Annotated in this window: 16 protein-coding genes; 2 read left to right on the forward strand and 14 right to left on the reverse strand. The window is 47.4% G+C overall.

The features are described from left to right. Positions 1-2: 2 nt before the first annotated feature. A complete protein-coding gene (locus L5M17_RS02085; protein ID WP_263144889.1) occupies positions 3-482 on the forward strand; it encodes a MerR family DNA-binding protein in 480 nt (159 codons plus the stop codon). A 14-nt stretch (positions 483-496) separates the two neighbouring features. On the opposite strand, the gene L5M17_RS02090 is transcribed toward L5M17_RS02085, so the two are convergent. From L5M17_RS02090 to L5M17_RS02140, 11 genes are all read right to left on the reverse strand, one after another. Further along, a complete protein-coding gene (locus L5M17_RS02090; protein ID WP_028760559.1) occupies positions 497-2,545 on the reverse strand; it encodes an alpha/beta hydrolase family protein in 2,049 nt (682 codons plus the stop codon). 78 nt (positions 2,546-2,623) lie between these two features. Beyond that, positions 2,624-2,866, reverse strand: coding sequence for a hypothetical protein (locus tag L5M17_RS02095; protein WP_028760560.1), 243 nt, complete (start codon positions 2,864-2,866; stop codon positions 2,624-2,626). Between the two features lie 215 nt (positions 2,867-3,081). Continuing rightward, the gene (locus L5M17_RS02100; RefSeq protein WP_011846385.1) at positions 3,082-3,840 is read right to left on the reverse strand and encodes an SDR family oxidoreductase; all 759 of its coding nucleotides are present in this window, start codon (positions 3,838-3,840) and stop codon (positions 3,082-3,084) included. A 24-nt stretch (positions 3,841-3,864) separates the two neighbouring features. Further along, on the reverse strand, positions 3,865-4,767 hold the full coding sequence (mmsB, locus tag L5M17_RS02105) for a 3-hydroxyisobutyrate dehydrogenase (protein ID WP_263144895.1): 903 nt from the start codon (positions 4,765-4,767) through the stop codon (positions 3,865-3,867). A gap of 134 nt (positions 4,768-4,901) precedes the next feature. Continuing rightward, complete coding sequence (locus L5M17_RS02110; protein WP_028760562.1) at positions 4,902-6,071, reverse strand: enoyl-CoA hydratase/isomerase family protein; 1,170 nt, start codon at positions 6,069-6,071, stop codon at positions 4,902-4,904. Further along, the gene (locus tag L5M17_RS02115; protein ID WP_263144897.1) at positions 6,071-6,844 is read right to left on the reverse strand and encodes an enoyl-CoA hydratase; all 774 of its coding nucleotides are present in this window, start codon (positions 6,842-6,844) and stop codon (positions 6,071-6,073) included. The genes L5M17_RS02110 and L5M17_RS02115 overlap by 1 nt, the downstream gene beginning before the upstream one ends. Before the next feature lie 59 nt (positions 6,845-6,903). Then, on the reverse strand, positions 6,904-8,061 hold the full coding sequence (locus L5M17_RS02120) for an acyl-CoA dehydrogenase family protein (protein WP_113938930.1): 1,158 nt from the start codon (positions 8,059-8,061) through the stop codon (positions 6,904-6,906). A gap of 88 nt (positions 8,062-8,149) precedes the next feature. Next, positions 8,150-9,649, reverse strand: coding sequence for a CoA-acylating methylmalonate-semialdehyde dehydrogenase (locus L5M17_RS02125; RefSeq protein ID WP_263144900.1), 1,500 nt, complete (start codon positions 9,647-9,649; stop codon positions 8,150-8,152). Between the two features lie 116 nt (positions 9,650-9,765). Next, a complete protein-coding gene (locus L5M17_RS02130; protein ID WP_263144902.1) occupies positions 9,766-10,956 on the reverse strand; it encodes a thiolase family protein in 1,191 nt (396 codons plus the stop codon). Positions 10,957-11,247: 291 nt separating this feature from the next. Further along, complete coding sequence (metA, locus tag L5M17_RS02135) at positions 11,248-12,189, reverse strand: homoserine O-acetyltransferase MetA (RefSeq protein WP_028760567.1); 942 nt, start codon at positions 12,187-12,189, stop codon at positions 11,248-11,250. 70 nt (positions 12,190-12,259) lie between these two features. Next, positions 12,260-12,679: a YbaY family lipoprotein gene (locus L5M17_RS02140; RefSeq protein ID WP_113938934.1), complete on the reverse strand. Its 420-nt coding sequence runs from the start codon at positions 12,677-12,679 to the stop codon at positions 12,260-12,262. Between the two features lie 117 nt (positions 12,680-12,796). On the opposite strand from L5M17_RS02140, the gene L5M17_RS02145 reads away from it, so the two are divergent. Beyond that, positions 12,797-13,540, forward strand: a complete 744-nt coding sequence (locus L5M17_RS02145) for an SDR family NAD(P)-dependent oxidoreductase (RefSeq protein WP_028760569.1) — start codon at positions 12,797-12,799, stop codon at positions 13,538-13,540. A gap of 98 nt (positions 13,541-13,638) precedes the next feature. Here L5M17_RS02145 and ompW read toward each other — a convergent pair whose 3' ends face one another. From ompW to L5M17_RS02160, 3 genes are all read right to left on the reverse strand, one after another. Continuing rightward, entirely contained in the window at positions 13,639-14,286 is a 648-nt protein-coding gene (gene ompW, locus L5M17_RS02150) for an outer membrane protein OmpW (protein WP_173497113.1), read from the reverse strand. A gap of 756 nt (positions 14,287-15,042) precedes the next feature. Then, positions 15,043-15,699, reverse strand: coding sequence for a nucleotidyltransferase family protein (locus L5M17_RS02155; protein ID WP_411568931.1), 657 nt, complete (start codon positions 15,697-15,699; stop codon positions 15,043-15,045). A gap of 76 nt (positions 15,700-15,775) precedes the next feature. Then, entirely contained in the window at positions 15,776-16,066 is a 291-nt protein-coding gene (locus L5M17_RS02160; protein WP_263144908.1) for a hypothetical protein, read from the reverse strand. Positions 16,067-16,152 lie beyond the last annotated feature (86 nt).

Genomic DNA, 16,152 nt, shown 5'->3' on the forward strand with positions numbered 1-16,152 from the left:
AAATGAAGATAGGTGAAGTGGCGAAACAAACGGGCTTAAGTGTTAAGAGTATCCGTTATTATCATGATATTGGCTTAGTGTGCGGCGAGCGCAATGGGGCGGGTTATCGAGTTTATCGCCATCAAGATATTGAAGCACTTAAGTTTGTGCATCAATGTCGCGACTTAGGTTTTAGCCTAGAGGATTGCAAATCCTTGCTTGGTCTTAAGGGCAATGAAAGCCGTAATGCCGAGGACGTTAAGCAGCTTACCCAAACTCATCTTGCCTATGTCGAAGAGCAAATCAATAAGTTACAGCAGCTTAGGGCGCAATTGCAGCACATGGTGACCCAATGCCAAGGCGGCGATCAGCCCCACTGCGCCATTATCGACAGCCTAAGTCACGAGACTCATGGCAGCCTCGAAAATCACAAGAGCCAGCAAAATGCTGGCTCTGAGTGTTGCGGTAAAGCCAATCGCAATAGCGATGGCCAAGATCAATAACGGTAAATACCACGTTATTGACTTCTCACTATGGTTGGCTTTAGCGCTGCGGCGTTATCCAGTACCAGTGTTGCAAGCTTACCCGCAGGGGTAAAGTTAAACACTTGCCCATAAAATGCCAGCTCAGTTTCTAATCCTGCGGCCTTGTGCTCAGGTTTCCAACCGCCGTGGGGTTCATCCTGATAAGCGATATAAGCCGTGGGTACGCCTCTCACTTTTAACGCCTCATAAATCTGCCGCGACTGCTGTGGTGGTACGATTTGGTCACGTAATCCTTGAAAAATTAATAAAGGCTCATTCAATCCTTCAAGGTGATGCAGGGGCGACAGTTCCCTATAGCGGGCTTGATTTTCACCATAGGGGCCGATAAGCAGATCTAAGTAGCCAGTCTCGAATTTATGGGTACTCTTGGCGAGCTGTTCAAAGTCACTGATCCCCGCATAGCTCACCCCCGCTTGAAATACATCATAAAATGCCAAGGACGACATCACAGTTAACCCACCAGCGCTAACACCTCGAATCGCCAGTTTTTGTCCATCGACCCAACCCTTATCAACTAAATAACGGGCCGCATTGACCGCATCTTCCACATCAACTTGACCCCATTTTCCGTAGATACTTTGACGGTAAGCACGGCCAAAACCACTGCTGCCACGGAAATTAACATCGAGAACCGCAAAGCCTCGGCTGGTCCAAAATTGAATGTCACTGCGATAAGCCAGACTCGCCCGCGCCGTAGGACCGCCGTGTAACATTACAATCAAGGGCGGACGGGTATCATTAGGCGCAGTATAGTTGGGGTTAACCGGACCATAAAAATAACCGTAAGCTTGCTGGTTAGCACCTGTTTTAAAAGTAATATTTTTAGCACGGGAGATATAGTTGGGATTAAGTTTTGGTAAGTTAGGGGTATACACCAACTCAGTACCACGACCGATCACTTTATAAATGCCCTTCTCTGGCGTCGCCTTAGCGCCGACAAAATAAACAGCATCTTCCCCTCGGATCACTTGGGTGATTTCACCAAAGTCGACGGCCAAAGATTCGGTCAGGCCTGAATCTAGATGCAGTCGAATTAAAACGGCCTGACTACCAAGCATATAACTGGCAATAATCGTTTTTTCGGATTCAAAGGCATAGTTATGATTGCCTAAATACCAATCAGCCACCGCAAACTCGGCCTTTTTCTTTAGTACTGGGTCTAAGGTATTTTGTGCCGTGACTCGATAGATATTCCACCAGTTACTGATATCCGATACGACATACAATTGTCCATCAGGACTAAATAATGGCTGCGACACCGAAGAGTCTGCGGGTGTGTTTACCTTACGAATATTGTGTAATTGCCCTTTACGGTCCAGATCCCCAAGCCAGAGCACGCTATTATCCCATGGCATATAGGGATGTTCCCAAGTGATCCACGCCAGTTGGCTGTTATCGGGCGAGATGGCTGGCGAAGAAATAAAGTCATGGCCCGAAACAAAGGTATCGCCTTCACCGGCAAAATTAAGATTAATGGTAACAAGACTCGCCTTAGGCTCACCCGCTTGACGATGATCTTCGCGCACACAGATAATCCTCGACCCTTTGGGGTAAGCAATACAATCTGCATGGCGAGTACCATTTGGCGTTAAAGGCAAAGGGGGTTGATTAGGGGCAAAACGATAAAACAGTTGGTCCTGTGCCTTAGTGGCAAACAGACTCTGACCAATCCCCAAAAAGGCGGCACCACCGTATTCATGAACGGCGGATTTAACATTAAACGCAGGCGGTACTATGTCGGTAATTTTTCCACGTTGGTCGAGGCGTTTGATCCCGACTTGGCCTTGTTTTTCACCATCAGATTCAGAGAAATAAATAGCACCATCAACGCTTTGCAACTCAGCCACATTATCGGCCTGCTCAAAAACTTCAGTCGCCGATAGCGGTGACTGCCAACTACCATAGGGCGCAACTATGCGCGCGCCATTATCACTAAGATGCGGCGTCTCTTTGTTCGAGCGCTCGCAAGCACCTAAACAAAATAAGCCCCCCAGCATCCATAAATATCCATGTAGCTTCATTGTTTCTCCCCAATGTTTGCCAACTGCACAAACCGAAACAAAATATGAACTTGCAGAAATGAGTTATGTGTAAATTAGTTATTTTTTAAATTTTTTTAAGAACCAATTTACCACTTGCACTTGTTGTACTTGCGTTAAACCAAAATAAATACACACCCAAGGTGAGATAAGAAAAAACCATGGGATCACGGCCACAGAACGGCCACTAAAGAGCAGAAAAAAGAAACCGCAATAAATCACAACCAACCCTAAGATACCCACGATCAACATCATGCGCTTAGTGATTTTCTCAAGCCAGTGGGCTTTTTCCTGCCAAGACATCCGGATTTCAAGCTCCATTACATGTGATCAACATGTTTGTAAAGTTATGTAAAAAAACGGGAGAGCGATTGTTGAAGGTTAACAACTAAATGTCAACTCCAACAGTGAAATCTAAATAAATCCGAAAGCTAGAGCATAAGAACCATTATCTTTATTTACCCTATAAAAAAACCGAGCCTAAGCTCGGTTTTTATGCAAATCAATAAGATATCGCTCTAAAGACGGATACCACCATCGATTTCAAACACACGACCGTTAACATAATCGTTTTCAATAATAAAACGTACGGTAGAAGCTATCTCGTCGGCATGACCTAAGCGGCCAACAGGCACGAGTTTCTCTAAACGCTCCAACGCTTCTGGCTTCATTGCTGCCGTCATCTCGGTCGCAATCACACCTGGTGCTACGGCTGCACTACGGATATTGTAGCGCGCTAACTCCTTCGCCCAGCCAACAGACATAGCCGCAACACCCGCTTTTGAGGCCGCGTAATTTGATTGGCCCATATTACCCGCCTTAGCAAGGCTAGAGATGTTAACAATCACCCCCGCTTGACCCGATTCAATCATGGCCGCTGCGGCCTCACGGCCACAAAGGAAACTGCCGGTCAGGTTCACATTGATCACCGATTGGAATTGCTCGTAAGACATACGATCAGTGACTTTGCCGTCTTTGGCTTTGACTAACATGCCATCACGCAGAATACCGGCGTTGTTCACTAACACGTTCACTTGACCAAAATCTTCGAGAATATAAGCAAAACCCGCGACGACATCTTCTTCGTCGGTAATGTCTAAGGCATAACCTTGAACTTCAGTGTCCGATCCAAGCTCAGCGCAGGCTCGCTCGAGTTTTTCTTGGTCCACATCGATAAGCGCTATCTTAGCACCTGCCTGCGCAAAATTTTGCGCCATTGCTAAGCCTAAGCCACCCGCGCCGCCAGTAATGACGACAACCTTATCTTTTAAATCCATCTGGTGATCCCTTGTTATCTGTGTCTATTTTTTAAGTGGTGCAAATTGTTCAAATATACTGGAAAAATCTCGGCGACCATTGCCTTGTCTTGCATGATTGACATACAAGCTGCGGGCTAAAGCGCCCATTGGCGTGCTAGAGTTGCTCAATAATGCCGCTTCTTGTGACAGACCGAGATCTTTGACCATCAAATCTACCATAAAGCCACCCTGATAGCCCTTAGAAGAAGGCACTGTTTCCATCACGCCTGGGCAGGGATTGTACTTCTCTAGCGTCCAGTTTCCGCCACTGCTGACCTTCATAATGTCGGATAGCACTTTGGGATCTAGACCATGATCGACGCCCATTTGCAGGGCTTCGGAAGTACCGACCATCAACACAGATAACAGCATGTTATTGCAGATTTTCGCGACTTGCCCCGCACCTGGACCGCCTGCGTGGAAGATATTCACACCCATAGCCTTAAGTACGGGCTGCGCACGTTCAAAAGCGGTATCCGAGCCACCACAAATAAAAGTTAAGGTGCCCGCCGCCGCGCCTGCCGTGCCGCCAGAAACTGGTGCATCCATAAATTCGATGCCGCTTTTAGCCGCTTCGGCCGCCACTAATTGTGCGCTTTGTGCATCGATGGTTGAACAATCGATCAGTAAAGTATCACCCGCAACCACTTCAAGCAGACCTTTGTCTGTTCCATTGCCTAAATATAAACTTTTCACATGCTTGCCCGCAGGCAGCATAGTAATCACCACAGTTGCGCCCGCTGCAGCGCCGCAGGCTGTACTTGATACTAAGGCGCCTTTTTCAGCCAATTGCTGCATAGTTTCTGGGACTAAATCAAAGACGCGAACCGTCATGCCTGCTTTTAATAAATTGGCCGCCATTGGGCCGCCCATATTACCTAAACCGATAAAGGCTACTGTACTCATGCCATCACTCCTGTGTTGTTCTTTTTAGTGTTGTGATAATACTATCAAATTGATTATGCTGACTTTATCACAGAGTAAAGCGAGCTTGGCTAAGCAGATAAACACAGCGCTTAGCCAACTCGGCCCTTAAACGCTTAACTCAGTTGGTTAAAGGGATGCGCCTCGCCCCATGGGGAAGCCAATATTTGCTCAAGTACCGCTGTGGGTACTGAGTTAACATCCTTAAAACGCCATTGAGGTTTCTTGTCTTTATCAATCAAGAGTGCACGAACGCCTTCGCAGAAATCACCGTGGGCACACACGTTAACACTTGCGGTTAACTCCCACTTGAAACATTGAGCTAAGCTAAGCTTAGTCCCTAACTGCCCTTGGATATAGACCAAGTGCCAGCTGATAGGGCTACCCGCAAGGAAGGTGTCCCGCGCTTTCATTAACCACTTTTCTTCCGATACCAGAGTTGACATGCGTGCTGCAATATCCTGCAGACTGCCCGCCATAAGCCTGTCGATTATGTCTTGGCTTTCGGCTAATACACTGTCGCCCTTAGGAATATCCACTTGATTAGACAGCTCGTTGATCATGCTATCTAAACGTTGATGATTAAGAGCTGGCGTATCACTCCAATCTAAGGTTGCCATGGCATCAAACATCAACTCTTTGTCGTCGCGGTTCAGGTAATGATCCGCAAGGCCCACATAACAGGCATCGGCGGCATTGAGTTGATAGGCGGTCAATCCCAAAAACAATCCCATCTTGCCCTGCATACGATTAAGGAAATAACTGCCGCCCACATCGGGATACAGGCCGATAGTCACCTCTGGCATAGCGATACGCGAGGTTTCGGTAACGACTCTGTGGCTCGCGCCCGCCATCAAACCGAGGCCGCCGCCCATGACTATGCCATCGCCCCACACCAACACAGGTTTGCCAAAGGTATGCAGTAGATAATCGAGGCGATATTCCTCTTCGAAGAAAACCTTTGCTTCCTCAGTCACTTGCCCATTAGCGGCAATGGAAGCATGGTATAAAGCGCGCACATCACCCCCGGCACAAAATGCCTTCTCACCGCTGCCATCTAATACGATGCAAGCGATAAGGGGATCTTTCTTCCACAGATTAAGCTGTGCCGTCATAGCGCGCACCATGCCTAAATCTAAGGCGTTGAGGGCTTTTTCCACATTGAGTGTGACCACCCCAACCAATTTGCCAGAAGCAGTGGCTAAGGTTTGAAACACCACATTTTGTGTGGTCGTGACCTGATTTGCGACATGCTCGACCACGTCATTATCTACTACATTCGTCATTAGCGGTTTCTCCACTCAGCTTTACGTTTCCCTAAAAACGCATTCACGCCTTCGGCCTGATCTTCAGTATCAAATAATCCGACAAATAACTCACGCTCAATCGGTAGCGCTTGGCTACGCGCCATAGTGCGCCCCGCTTGAATAAGCGTCTTACACGCAGTCACGCTGCTTGGGCTTTGGTTAGCCACTTTGACGGCTAAGGCAATTGCCGCATTAAGCGCTTCGCCAGTATCGACCACTTCTTCCACTAAACGTAGATTCAATGCCTGAGTCGCATCGATACGCTCGCCGCATAAAATCATCCGCTTAGCCCAACCTTCACCGACGAGTGCGGTCAGATTTTGAGTGCCACCCGCACAGGGTAATAAACCGACCGTCGCTTCGGGTAATGCCATTACAGCTTGAATTTCGGCGATACGAATATCGCAGGCCAACGCGACTTCTAAGCCGCCGCCCATGGCATAGCCGTTAATCGCGGCAATCGACACACCGCGGAATTGGCTTAAGATTTCAAAGGCTTCACCAAAATGCTTGGCCATCGTTGCCGCATTACCTTTGTCACCATCGCTAAACAGTTTTAAATCGGCGCCAGCGGAGAAGAACTTTTGCCCTTGGCCCGTTAACACTAAGGCATAAATCTCTTTATTGGCATTCAGCTCAAGCACTTTGGCTTTAAGCGCCTGCAAACTCTCGGCGGTCCAAGTGTTGGCTGGCGGATTGTTCATGGTCAGAATCGCCGTGTGGCCTTCGATACGTTCAACTAAATATTCCATCTTTATAGGCTCCTTTTCAGTTATCGCCGACCTGTAAGTCACGCATATTGCGAGTTGAATTACAGGATTTGTCCTGCATTTTCATCGAGTAAACGACGGGCGATAATTAAGCGCATAATTTCGTTAGTGCCTTCTAAAATCTGATGCACACGCACATCACGGAAATGACGTTCCAGCGGGTACTCCCTTATATAACCATATCCACCATGAATTTGCAGCGCCGCATCGCAGACTTGAAAACCCACATCAGTGGCAAAGCGTTTCGCCATAGCGCAATAAGCCGTGGCCTCAGGATCGCCACTATCGAGTTTAAATGCCGCAAGACGCACCATTTGGCGGGCTGCGACTAATTCTGTCGCCATATCGGCAAGCTTAAATTGCAGCGCTTGGAAAGCCGCTAACGGTTTACCAAATTGCTGACGCTCATTCATATACTGAGTTGCGCGCTCTAAAGCAGACTGTGCCGTACCCACAGAACAGGTCGCGATATTAATGCGACCGCCATCTAAGCCTTTCATTGCAAAGGCAAAGCCTTGGCCTTCTTCACCGAGCAAGTTTGCCACTGGCACACGCACGTTTTCAAAGGTGATTTGGCGGGTCGGCTGGGCATTCCAGCCCATTTTATCTTCGGCTTTACCGTAAATAACACCAGCGGCATCCGCCGGAATGGCAATCGCCGAAATTCCCTTAGGCCCAGCTTGGCCAGTACGGCACATCACGACTAAAAGCTCAGTGGCGCCCGCGCCCGAGATAAACATTTTCGAGCCTGAAATCACATATTCATCGCCGTCACGCACCGCTTTGGTTTGCAAAGATGCGGCGTCCGAACCTGCACCCGGCTCAGTTAAACAATATGACGCTAACATCTGCCCTGTGGTTAACGGCTCGGACCAAGTCTGACGCAGCGTTTCAGTGCCCCAAGTCGTCACCATCCAAGTCGCCATATTGTGAATGGTCAGCATGGCCGTGGTCGCGGTGCAGCCCTTGGCAAGTTCTTCAAAAATAATCGAGGCATCGAGGCGCGATAAGCCCATGCCACCTTCGGATTCTGGCGAATACAGAGAGCAAAAACCCAGCTCACCAGCTTTTTGGATCACGTCTTTAGGGAAATGATGTTCTTCATCCCACTTGGCGGCGAACGGGGTTAATTCTTCCGCGGCAAACTGGCGCGCAAGATCGGCAAACTGGCGTTGGTCATCGTTGAAATTAAAATCCATTTGGCTCTCCTATGACTCTGTGGTCACTTTTTTATTGAATAAATTGGGCGCCGTAAAGACGCCGTGGTTTATCGATTAATCACCGAGCTTAGCGTAGGTTAATGCTCATATTTGGCGTTGAAGCTACTGCGATATCGGACTCAAACCAGCGGGAAGTGATGGTCTTGGTCTCGGTATAGAAACGCACCGCTTGCTTACCGTAGGCATGTTGATCGCCGTAGAAACTGCCCTTCCAACCGGTAAATGAGAAGAAAGGTAATGGCACAGGAATAGGCACGTTAATCCCCACTTGGCCGACTTCGATTTCATGTTGATATTTACGGGCAGCAGCACCGCTCGCGGTAAAGATAGACGTGCCGTTGCCATAAGGGCTGGCGTTAACTAATTCGATGGCTGCTTCTAAGGAGTCTGATTCCATACAACACAGTACAGGGCCAAAGATTTCTTCCTTGTAAATGCTCATATCAGTAGTGACTTTATCGAACATGGTTGGGCCAATCCAATTACCGGATTCATAACCTTCCACGGTAAAATCGCTGCCATCGAGTAAACACTCGGCGCCTTCGGCTTTACCTTGGGCGATAAGTTTAAGCACCCGCGCCTTAGCGGCTGGGCTGATAACCGGACCATAACCCGCTTCTTTATCGTCCCATAAACCTGGGCGAACTTTGGCTAACGCTTCTTTTAATTCTGGGATCCACTCTTTCGCGGCCCCCACAAACACGGCAACCGAAATCGCCATACAACGCTGACCCGCCGCGCCAACAGAAGCGCCGACTAAGTTGTTGATCACTTGCTGTTTGTTTGCATCTGGCATGATAACGCAGTGGTTTTTCGCACCCGCAAAGGCTTGCACGCGTTTTAAGTTATCTGTACCGGTTTTATAAATATATTGACCCACAGCCACAGAACCGACAAAGGAAATGGCTTTAATCGCAGGGTCTGCCAGCAGGATATCTACGGCTGTTTTATCGCCATGCACTAATTGCAATACGCCCTTAGGTGCGCCCGCCTCAACAAACAGCTCAACCAGACGCTGCGGCGTCATAGGATCTTGTTCTGAAGGCTTTAAAATGAAAGTGTTACCGCAGGCAATCGCCAGTGGGAACATCCATAACGGGATCATCGCAGGGAAGTTAAATGGCGTAATACCCGCACACACACCGAGCGGTTGAGTGTAGCTGTAAGTGTCAATTGAACGCGCGACGTTCTCGACAGTTTCACCCATCAATAATGACGCCACGTTACAGGCGTGTTCAGCGACTTCGATACCGCGCCACACATCGCCCTTGGCATCTTCGAAGGTTTTACCGGTTTCCTTTGCGAGAATGGTCGCCAATTCGTCGTGATGTTCTTTTAGCAGATGTTGATAACGCAACATGACGCGCGCGCGTTCAGACACTGGCACTTCTTTCCAGGTTTTAAAGGCCGCTTTGGCGCTAGCAATCGCAGCGTGAACTTCTTCGCTAGTGGCAGCATTAATCACAGCAATCGGCGAGTTATTCGCGGGATTGGTGACAATAATCTGTGATGTGCCCGTACCTTGGATAAACTCGCCGTCAATGTAATGCTTTACTTGTGTGGTCATGTTGCAATCCTTTCCTTGTAGAGTGATGGGCTGGCGGTGCGATATTATGATTATCCTCAAGGGAAGTGATTGCCCTTGCCAGCCCCGTCTTGTTGATTTAACTAAAACCTTTGCAATTAGACCTCAATGGCCATCGCTGTTGCTTCACCACCGCCGATACACAGCGAGGCGACACCGCGTTTAAGGCCGCGGGCTTTTAAAGCATGGATTAAGGTCACTAGTAAACGTGAACCCGAGCAGCCAATAGGATGACCTAAAGCGCAGGCACCGCCATTGACGTTAACCTTAGCGATATCTAAACCGAGCTCAGACACGGCAAGCATAGTCACCATGGCGAAGGCTTCGTTGATTTCGAATAAATCAACTTCATCCGTTGACCAACCGACATTGGCCAGTAATTTCGCCATAGCGCCGACAGGTGCAGTGGTAAAGAGTGAAGGCTCTTGGGCATGGGTCGTGTGGCCTTTAATGGTGGCTAATACAGTTAAGCCTAAACGCTCAGCTTCGCCGCGAGAGGTCAGCATCAATGCCGCTGCGCCATCAGAAATAGAGCTAGAGTTAGCCGCTGTGATAGTGCCATCTTTGGTAAAGGCTGGGCGCAGCGTAGGAATTTTTTCAGGGCGGGCATTACCGGGTTGCTCGTCGGTATCGATAGTCACATCACCGCGACGATCACTAACTGTGACTGGGGTAATTTCGGCCTTAAAGGCACCCGAGTTAATCGCGGCATTGGCTTTTTCGAGCGAACTTAGCGCAAAGGCATCCATCTGCTCGCGGGTGATCCTAAATTCATCGGCGGTTTTCTGGGCAAATGTTCCCATGGCGCCGCCAGTATAGGCATCCTCAAGACCATCTAAAAACATGTGATCTAACACTTTGCCGTGGCCCATGCGCATGCCGCCGCGGGCTTTATCTAATAAATACGGCGCTTGGCTCATGCTTTCCATACCGCCAGCGATCACCACTTTGGCACTGCCCGCTTTAATCAAATCGTGGGCTAACATCACCGTCTTCATGCCAGAGCCACAGACTTTGTTCACTGTGGTCGCACCAACGGATAAGGGTAATCCCGCACCTAAAGTGGCTTGACGTGCAGGCGCTTGACCTAAACCAGCGGGTAATACGCAGCCCATCAAGACTTCATCAACATGCTCACCCGCTAATTGAGTCTCCGCCAATAAGCCCTTAATGGCTGTCGCGGCTAAAGTCGGTGATGCAACAGATGACAAACTGCCTTGAAAACCACCCATAGGGGTGCGTTTAGCGGCAACAATAACAATATCTTGATTTAACGGTTCAGTACTCATGCAGGCTCCAACCCAAATTGACCACAAGGCCTAGTGCTAGCCTTGGGACGTTTAATAAAATCGACAATAAAACCACTCTGACGTTTACGCGAACGTAAAGCAAGTATTCCTTGGTCTAATGTGTCGATTTTATCGGGTGAAAATTGTCAGTAAGGATTTACAGCGAGGCAGGGATTAAGCACAGTCAAGCGTGGACAACAGCATCTAAGGGAGAGATAAATTAAGGGATTTTGGGTATCAGCTTAGGTCACATCCATGTGACCACATCACCATAAAAGGCTAAACAAAACCTTAGCGCGATTCCCACGGTGTCATCGCCGTCATATCACTTAAGTCATAAGGCGTTAACTGATAAACGTAATAATTGAGCCAATTACTGACCAACAAACTACCGTGGCTGTGCCAGCGGGCAATGGCTTCGGCTTCTGGATTATTATTTCGATAATAGTTTTGTGGCACATTTGGCGTTAAGCCCTGGGCTAAATCCCTATGGTATTCATCGTTTAAGGTCGATTTTTGATATTCAGGGTGCCCCATTACAAACAAGTTACGGTTATTGCGACTTAATACCAAATAGGCCCCGGCTTCATCGGACTGCGCTAACACTTGCAACTGCGGGTGTTGCCTAATTTCTTCCACATCCATCTCGGCAAAACGCGAATGGGGTGCAAAGAACTCATCATCAAAACCACGTAGTAGTGGGAAATGCTGACAAGTGCGCCTATGTACAAATACGCCAGAACGCTTCTGTTGCAATATTTTTCGATTTAAACCATAGAGATGATACAAGCCCGCATGGGCTGCCCAGCATAAAAACAACACTGAGGTGACATGCTCTTGGGACCAGTCGATGATTTCACGGATATGATCCCAATAAACCACATCTTCGAAATCGATTTGCCCAAGCGGCGCGCCTGTGATGATAAGACCGTCGTAATTTTTATGGCGCACAGCTTCAAAATCACGGTAAAAAGTATTCATGTGGTCGATGGAAGTATGCTTGGATTCTTTGTCGTGAATGCGCAGCAAATCCACATCGACTTGTAAAGGCGTGTTACCCAGTAAGCGCAATAACTGGGTTTCTGTCTCGATTTTGTTCGGCATCAAGTTCAAAATCAGCACCTTCATCGGCCTGATATCTTGATTCGCCGCCCGCGTCTCGGACATAACGAAAATATTTTCTGACTCTAACACCCCTGCTGCGGGCAGATGATCTGGAATTCTAACCGGCATACCGCGCCTCTTCTGTTCGTAAATACTAACGGATTCGGCGCGTATGTCAGCTCACTTCTGAGCGGGCTAACTAGCCACCGACTTTCTCTAGCAGTATCGTCATTGGCTCAGTGGAATTGAGATCAATGTGATAGGCTTGAGTATTAATAAACAATAACTTATCACCCAACATAATCCGGGCCCCTATGGCATAAGTGTGACCGGGTTGGAACTGATCGCTACCAATCGCAAAACTGAATGGCGCGGGTGTCGCAGCACCTTGTTGCACGCGCTCCGCCATCACTATGGCTGGCACATCCATTTTTGAGACATCAAGCAGCTGCACTATGACCTTAGCATCGGCAGGTAAGGCTATCCGTTCGCGATATAAGGTCTCGCCTTTTATCTCAACGATAGCATTAGGTGTCGCACAACCGGATAACACCCCCATGATGGCCATTAATGCTAAGGCTGTTAATCTCAACGCGCTTAAACGCAACCATTTGTTCATTTTGTTTCTCCTAATCATACATAAAGACTTCTAGATGTCCATACGCCCAAGCTATAAATCTTGTCTTGGTGAACATAACTTTCTATCATAAGCCACCATTTCGTTGCCGAAAAATCTATGACCCAAGCAACTGCAATCATTGTGGGAGCTAGCTCACAATTAAGTCGTGAACTTGCAAAGCAATTGGCAGATCAGCAGGTTGAATTAGTCTTATTCGCCCAAGATCCAGAATCACTGCGCGATTTTGCCTTATCCTTGCCAACAAAAGTACAAGTTTTTGCACTTCAAATTGAACAACCTCAAGCCATCATCAACCAACTTGAATCAGTCTGGCAAACTCTTGGCGGCGCGCACTTAGTCTTAGTTAATACAGGCCTCAATAGCTATGACCCCGAGTTGCCTTGGCTACCGGAGCAAGACATTATCGATGTCAATGTGCGAGGTTTTGCTGCCATCTGCAATACGGCATTTAGACTATTTCGCGAGCAAGGTTATGGACAACTGGCGGCAATCAACTCGATTGCGGGCCTGCGCGGCGGGCCGAGTGTGGCCTATCACGCCTCAAAAGCCTTTGGCCAGAATTACCTTGAGGGCTTAAGTATGCATGCTCAGCGCCTTAAGTTACCGATTACGATTACCGATATCCAACTTGGTTTGCTCGATAAAGCCGCTATGCAGCAAAGTGCAATGTGGCTTGCACCATTGCCACAAGTCGCAGCGCAAATCATCAAGGCAATGAAACAAGGCAAACGCCGCGTCTATGTGACCAAACGCTGGCGCCTCGTCGCTTGGCTTACTGTGTTATTACCCGAATTTATCTATAACACTCGCCACTGGAAAGCTAAAAAGCCAAAGCGCTAAATCGGCTTAGCCTAAGTGGAACAGAACATGGCGCGATAAAAAGTGCAGAAACGAAAAAGGAGCCTAAGGCTCCTTTTTACGCTTATCTAATCAGTGGATTAGAAAGTGTAACCCACGCTGACCATATAAACCCATGGGTTGATATCAGTGTCGATAACTACAGTGTCGCCCGCTAATTTAAACTTCACGTCACTGCTAATTTGCGCGTACCACACTGAAGCGTTCACTAACCAGTTTTTGTTTACTTGATAATCAACACCTGCTTGTGCCGCTAAGCCCCACGAAGTGCTCATGCTCAAGTCAGTTAACGCACCATTTAAATCGTTGGTGAACTCATTGTCGAAGAAATTAGTATAGTTAACACCAACACCCACGTATGGACGTAATTTAGATTGCGCATCACCAAAGTAGTACTGTGCCACTAAAGTGGGTGGTAAATGTTTAGTTTCTGCAATCTTACCTACACCTTTTAAAGAAACATCGTGGCTAAAAGGTGTGGCAGCTAATAACTCAACCCCAAAGTTATCTGTCAGCATGTAGCCAAAGTTTAAACCCACTTGAGTGTTATTGCTGATTTGGAACTCGCCATTACCCGCAACATCATCACTTGATTCATTTGGCGCAACAACCACAGCACCCGCACGAACAATAATGTCACCCGCTTGGTGAGCCGATACAGAAGCAGAAAAACCAGCGGCTAAAAGGGTGGCAGCGACCAGTGTAGAAACAGTGTTTTTATTCATCATCATACTCCATATGTACAACATAGGTTTTTGTTTTGTATTACATCCTTAACAATTGACGCCTACACTGCCAGAGATATGCGACTGATTTATTGATCCAAATCAAAGTGAGTGAGCAATACTCACTTATAGGTACTGCACATGGGAGCTGAATCACGAAATTCAAACATTTATTGATAATACTCCTTTGTTTTCTGTGAGCTAAGTGTTGTATTAGCCATCACTAATGACTACCGCAAGAGGTAGTGACCAACAACACCATAAACATTTCAGTAACAATGAAAAGCACTTAACTAAGAGGTTATTTGAACATTAATTTCAAATTATAGAGACAAGTTAAATGATACCAATCACATTAAATATCTAATCAGTTCAGAGCCTCACAGGCATCTCAATCCAAGGCGCATTGACGCAAAAATGGTTATTCCCTTTTAAGTCAATGCAACACCGGAGTGGGATGCCTGTGTGGCTCCCGAAGGGCGGCTGATGTTAACGGCATGGCAACGCGCTTTATACTGCGTTTAAGGCTTTCGACAGAGCACCACTATGCCTTCAAGCCTTCGCCTTGTCTAAAGCGCGTTGAACTCCCGCTGAATGAACAGATATTTAATACGATTGGTATTAGGATAAAAACAGAAAATGGATAAGTAAAAACGGCTTGAGGATGATACCTATCATGTTAGATAACTAGATTGCATGGAATGACAGTGTGAGGCGGTTAGATCAGTTTTAGACTGAACGAATAAGAAAGTGAGAAGATTAGCTTGAGTAACAACACGTAAGCAAAGGATAGCGAGTTAGCCAGCCCTTAGTCGCAACTCTGTGCTCAAACAGTGGTAATGATCGCTTTGGATTGGCGCTCAATTTGAGGGCAAACAGGGAGTTCAGCCCAAAGGGAACCACCAGCTCAATACCGTAATGCGTGGAATGATGATCAGTCTCTGCATCTACCTGAGTATCTGTCTCAACATGAGATTTTAAACCCACCCCAACCGCGGTTTCTAACTCTGGCCAATGAGCCATAGCATCAAGGCAAGATGTGTAAGCCATGTCTTGATTGCGACTATGCATGCGCGCCTGATTCTTAACCGACCAAGGTAACTCAGGGGCAAGCTGATGAAGATAGGTTTCAATCGCCAGATCCCGCTCAGGGCTAATATCTAAAGGGCAAAAATAGATCAGATCAATATCGTTCAGTGGACTCAACTCAAATTCGTGCAAGCGATCCCAGACTAAATGACGGACAAATCCTGCCGCCAGACACCACTGCGGCATTGAGTGTACTTTGGCGCATTGAAGCGCGAGTTCAAGCGCCCTCACCCGCTCGCAGTCTTGAGCTATCCATTCGAGTAATTGATGCTCTAGCGCTGCTTCACTCATTGCATCATTCATAACATTATTCGTAGCAACACTCATGACATTACCCCTAGCACCACTCATAACAGTATCGCCCGCTTCAATATCAGATAAAAACACGGGAAAGACATTAGGCTTACTCCACTTCGCCATCGGTTTCTGAGCACTTTACGACCTCATGACAGAGTAGTGAAACGAGACTATAAATCGGTGCCATCACCGCAACACAAATCCAAAAACCATGTACATCTTTGTCTAGCAGATTAACGCTAACAATATAGATAGGCACGAACAGGACCATCCATTTTATTATATTGAATTTGTACAGTATCGGCTTATCACAATGACAGCAGCGTCCTTCCTTAATCGGCACTTCCTTAGCGCCGAGTTTACCTTTGCAATACGGACATTTTTTACTGAAAAGCATTTAAACTCCATCGCTGAGATAAGACTTGTAAAGCAAGTCTCATCATCCATTCTTTCTATTCGTAAAAACCGTATCCGCGCAATTCG

Origin of the sequence: Shewanella sp. SW24, assembly GCF_025653395.1 — a bacterium.
GTDB lineage: Bacteria > Pseudomonadota > Gammaproteobacteria > Enterobacterales > Shewanellaceae > Shewanella > Shewanella oncorhynchi.

Coding starts and splice junctions, on each gene's coding strand:
- L5M17_RS02085 (WP_263144889.1), top strand. CDS start 3: ATGAAGATAGGTGAAGTGGCGAAACAAACGGGCTTAAGTGTTAAGAGT.
- L5M17_RS02090 (WP_028760559.1), bottom strand. CDS start 2,545: ATGAAGCTACATGGATATTTATGGATGCTGGGGGGCTTATTTTGTTTA.
- L5M17_RS02095 (WP_028760560.1), bottom strand. CDS start 2,866: ATGTCTTGGCAGGAAAAAGCCCACTGGCTTGAGAAAATCACTAAGCGC.
- L5M17_RS02100 (WP_011846385.1), bottom strand. CDS start 3,840: ATGGATTTAAAAGATAAGGTTGTCGTCATTACTGGCGGCGCGGGTGGC.
- mmsB (WP_263144895.1), bottom strand. CDS start 4,767: ATGAGTACAGTAGCCTTTATCGGTTTAGGTAATATGGGCGGCCCAATG.
- L5M17_RS02110 (WP_028760562.1), bottom strand. CDS start 6,071: ATGACGAATGTAGTAGATAATGACGTGGTCGAGCATGTCGCAAATCAG.
- L5M17_RS02115 (WP_263144897.1), bottom strand. CDS start 6,844: ATGGAATATTTAGTTGAACGTATCGAAGGCCACACGGCGATTCTGACC.
- L5M17_RS02120 (WP_113938930.1), bottom strand. CDS start 8,061: ATGGATTTTAATTTCAACGATGACCAACGCCAGTTTGCCGATCTTGCG.
- L5M17_RS02125 (WP_263144900.1), bottom strand. CDS start 9,649: ATGACCACACAAGTAAAGCATTACATTGACGGCGAGTTTATCCAAGGT.
- L5M17_RS02130 (WP_263144902.1), bottom strand. CDS start 10,956: ATGAGTACTGAACCGTTAAATCAAGATATTGTTATTGTTGCCGCTAAA.
- metA (WP_028760567.1), bottom strand. CDS start 12,189: ATGCCGGTTAGAATTCCAGATCATCTGCCCGCAGCAGGGGTGTTAGAG.
- L5M17_RS02140 (WP_113938934.1), bottom strand. CDS start 12,679: ATGAACAAATGGTTGCGTTTAAGCGCGTTGAGATTAACAGCCTTAGCA.
- L5M17_RS02145 (WP_028760569.1), top strand. CDS start 12,797: ATGACCCAAGCAACTGCAATCATTGTGGGAGCTAGCTCACAATTAAGT.
- ompW (WP_173497113.1), bottom strand. CDS start 14,286: ATGATGAATAAAAACACTGTTTCTACACTGGTCGCTGCCACCCTTTTA.
- L5M17_RS02155 (WP_411568931.1), bottom strand. CDS start 15,699: ATGAGTGTTGCTACGAATAATGTTATGAATGATGCAATGAGTGAAGCA.
- L5M17_RS02160 (WP_263144908.1), bottom strand. CDS start 16,066: ATGCTTTTCAGTAAAAAATGTCCGTATTGCAAAGGTAAACTCGGCGCT.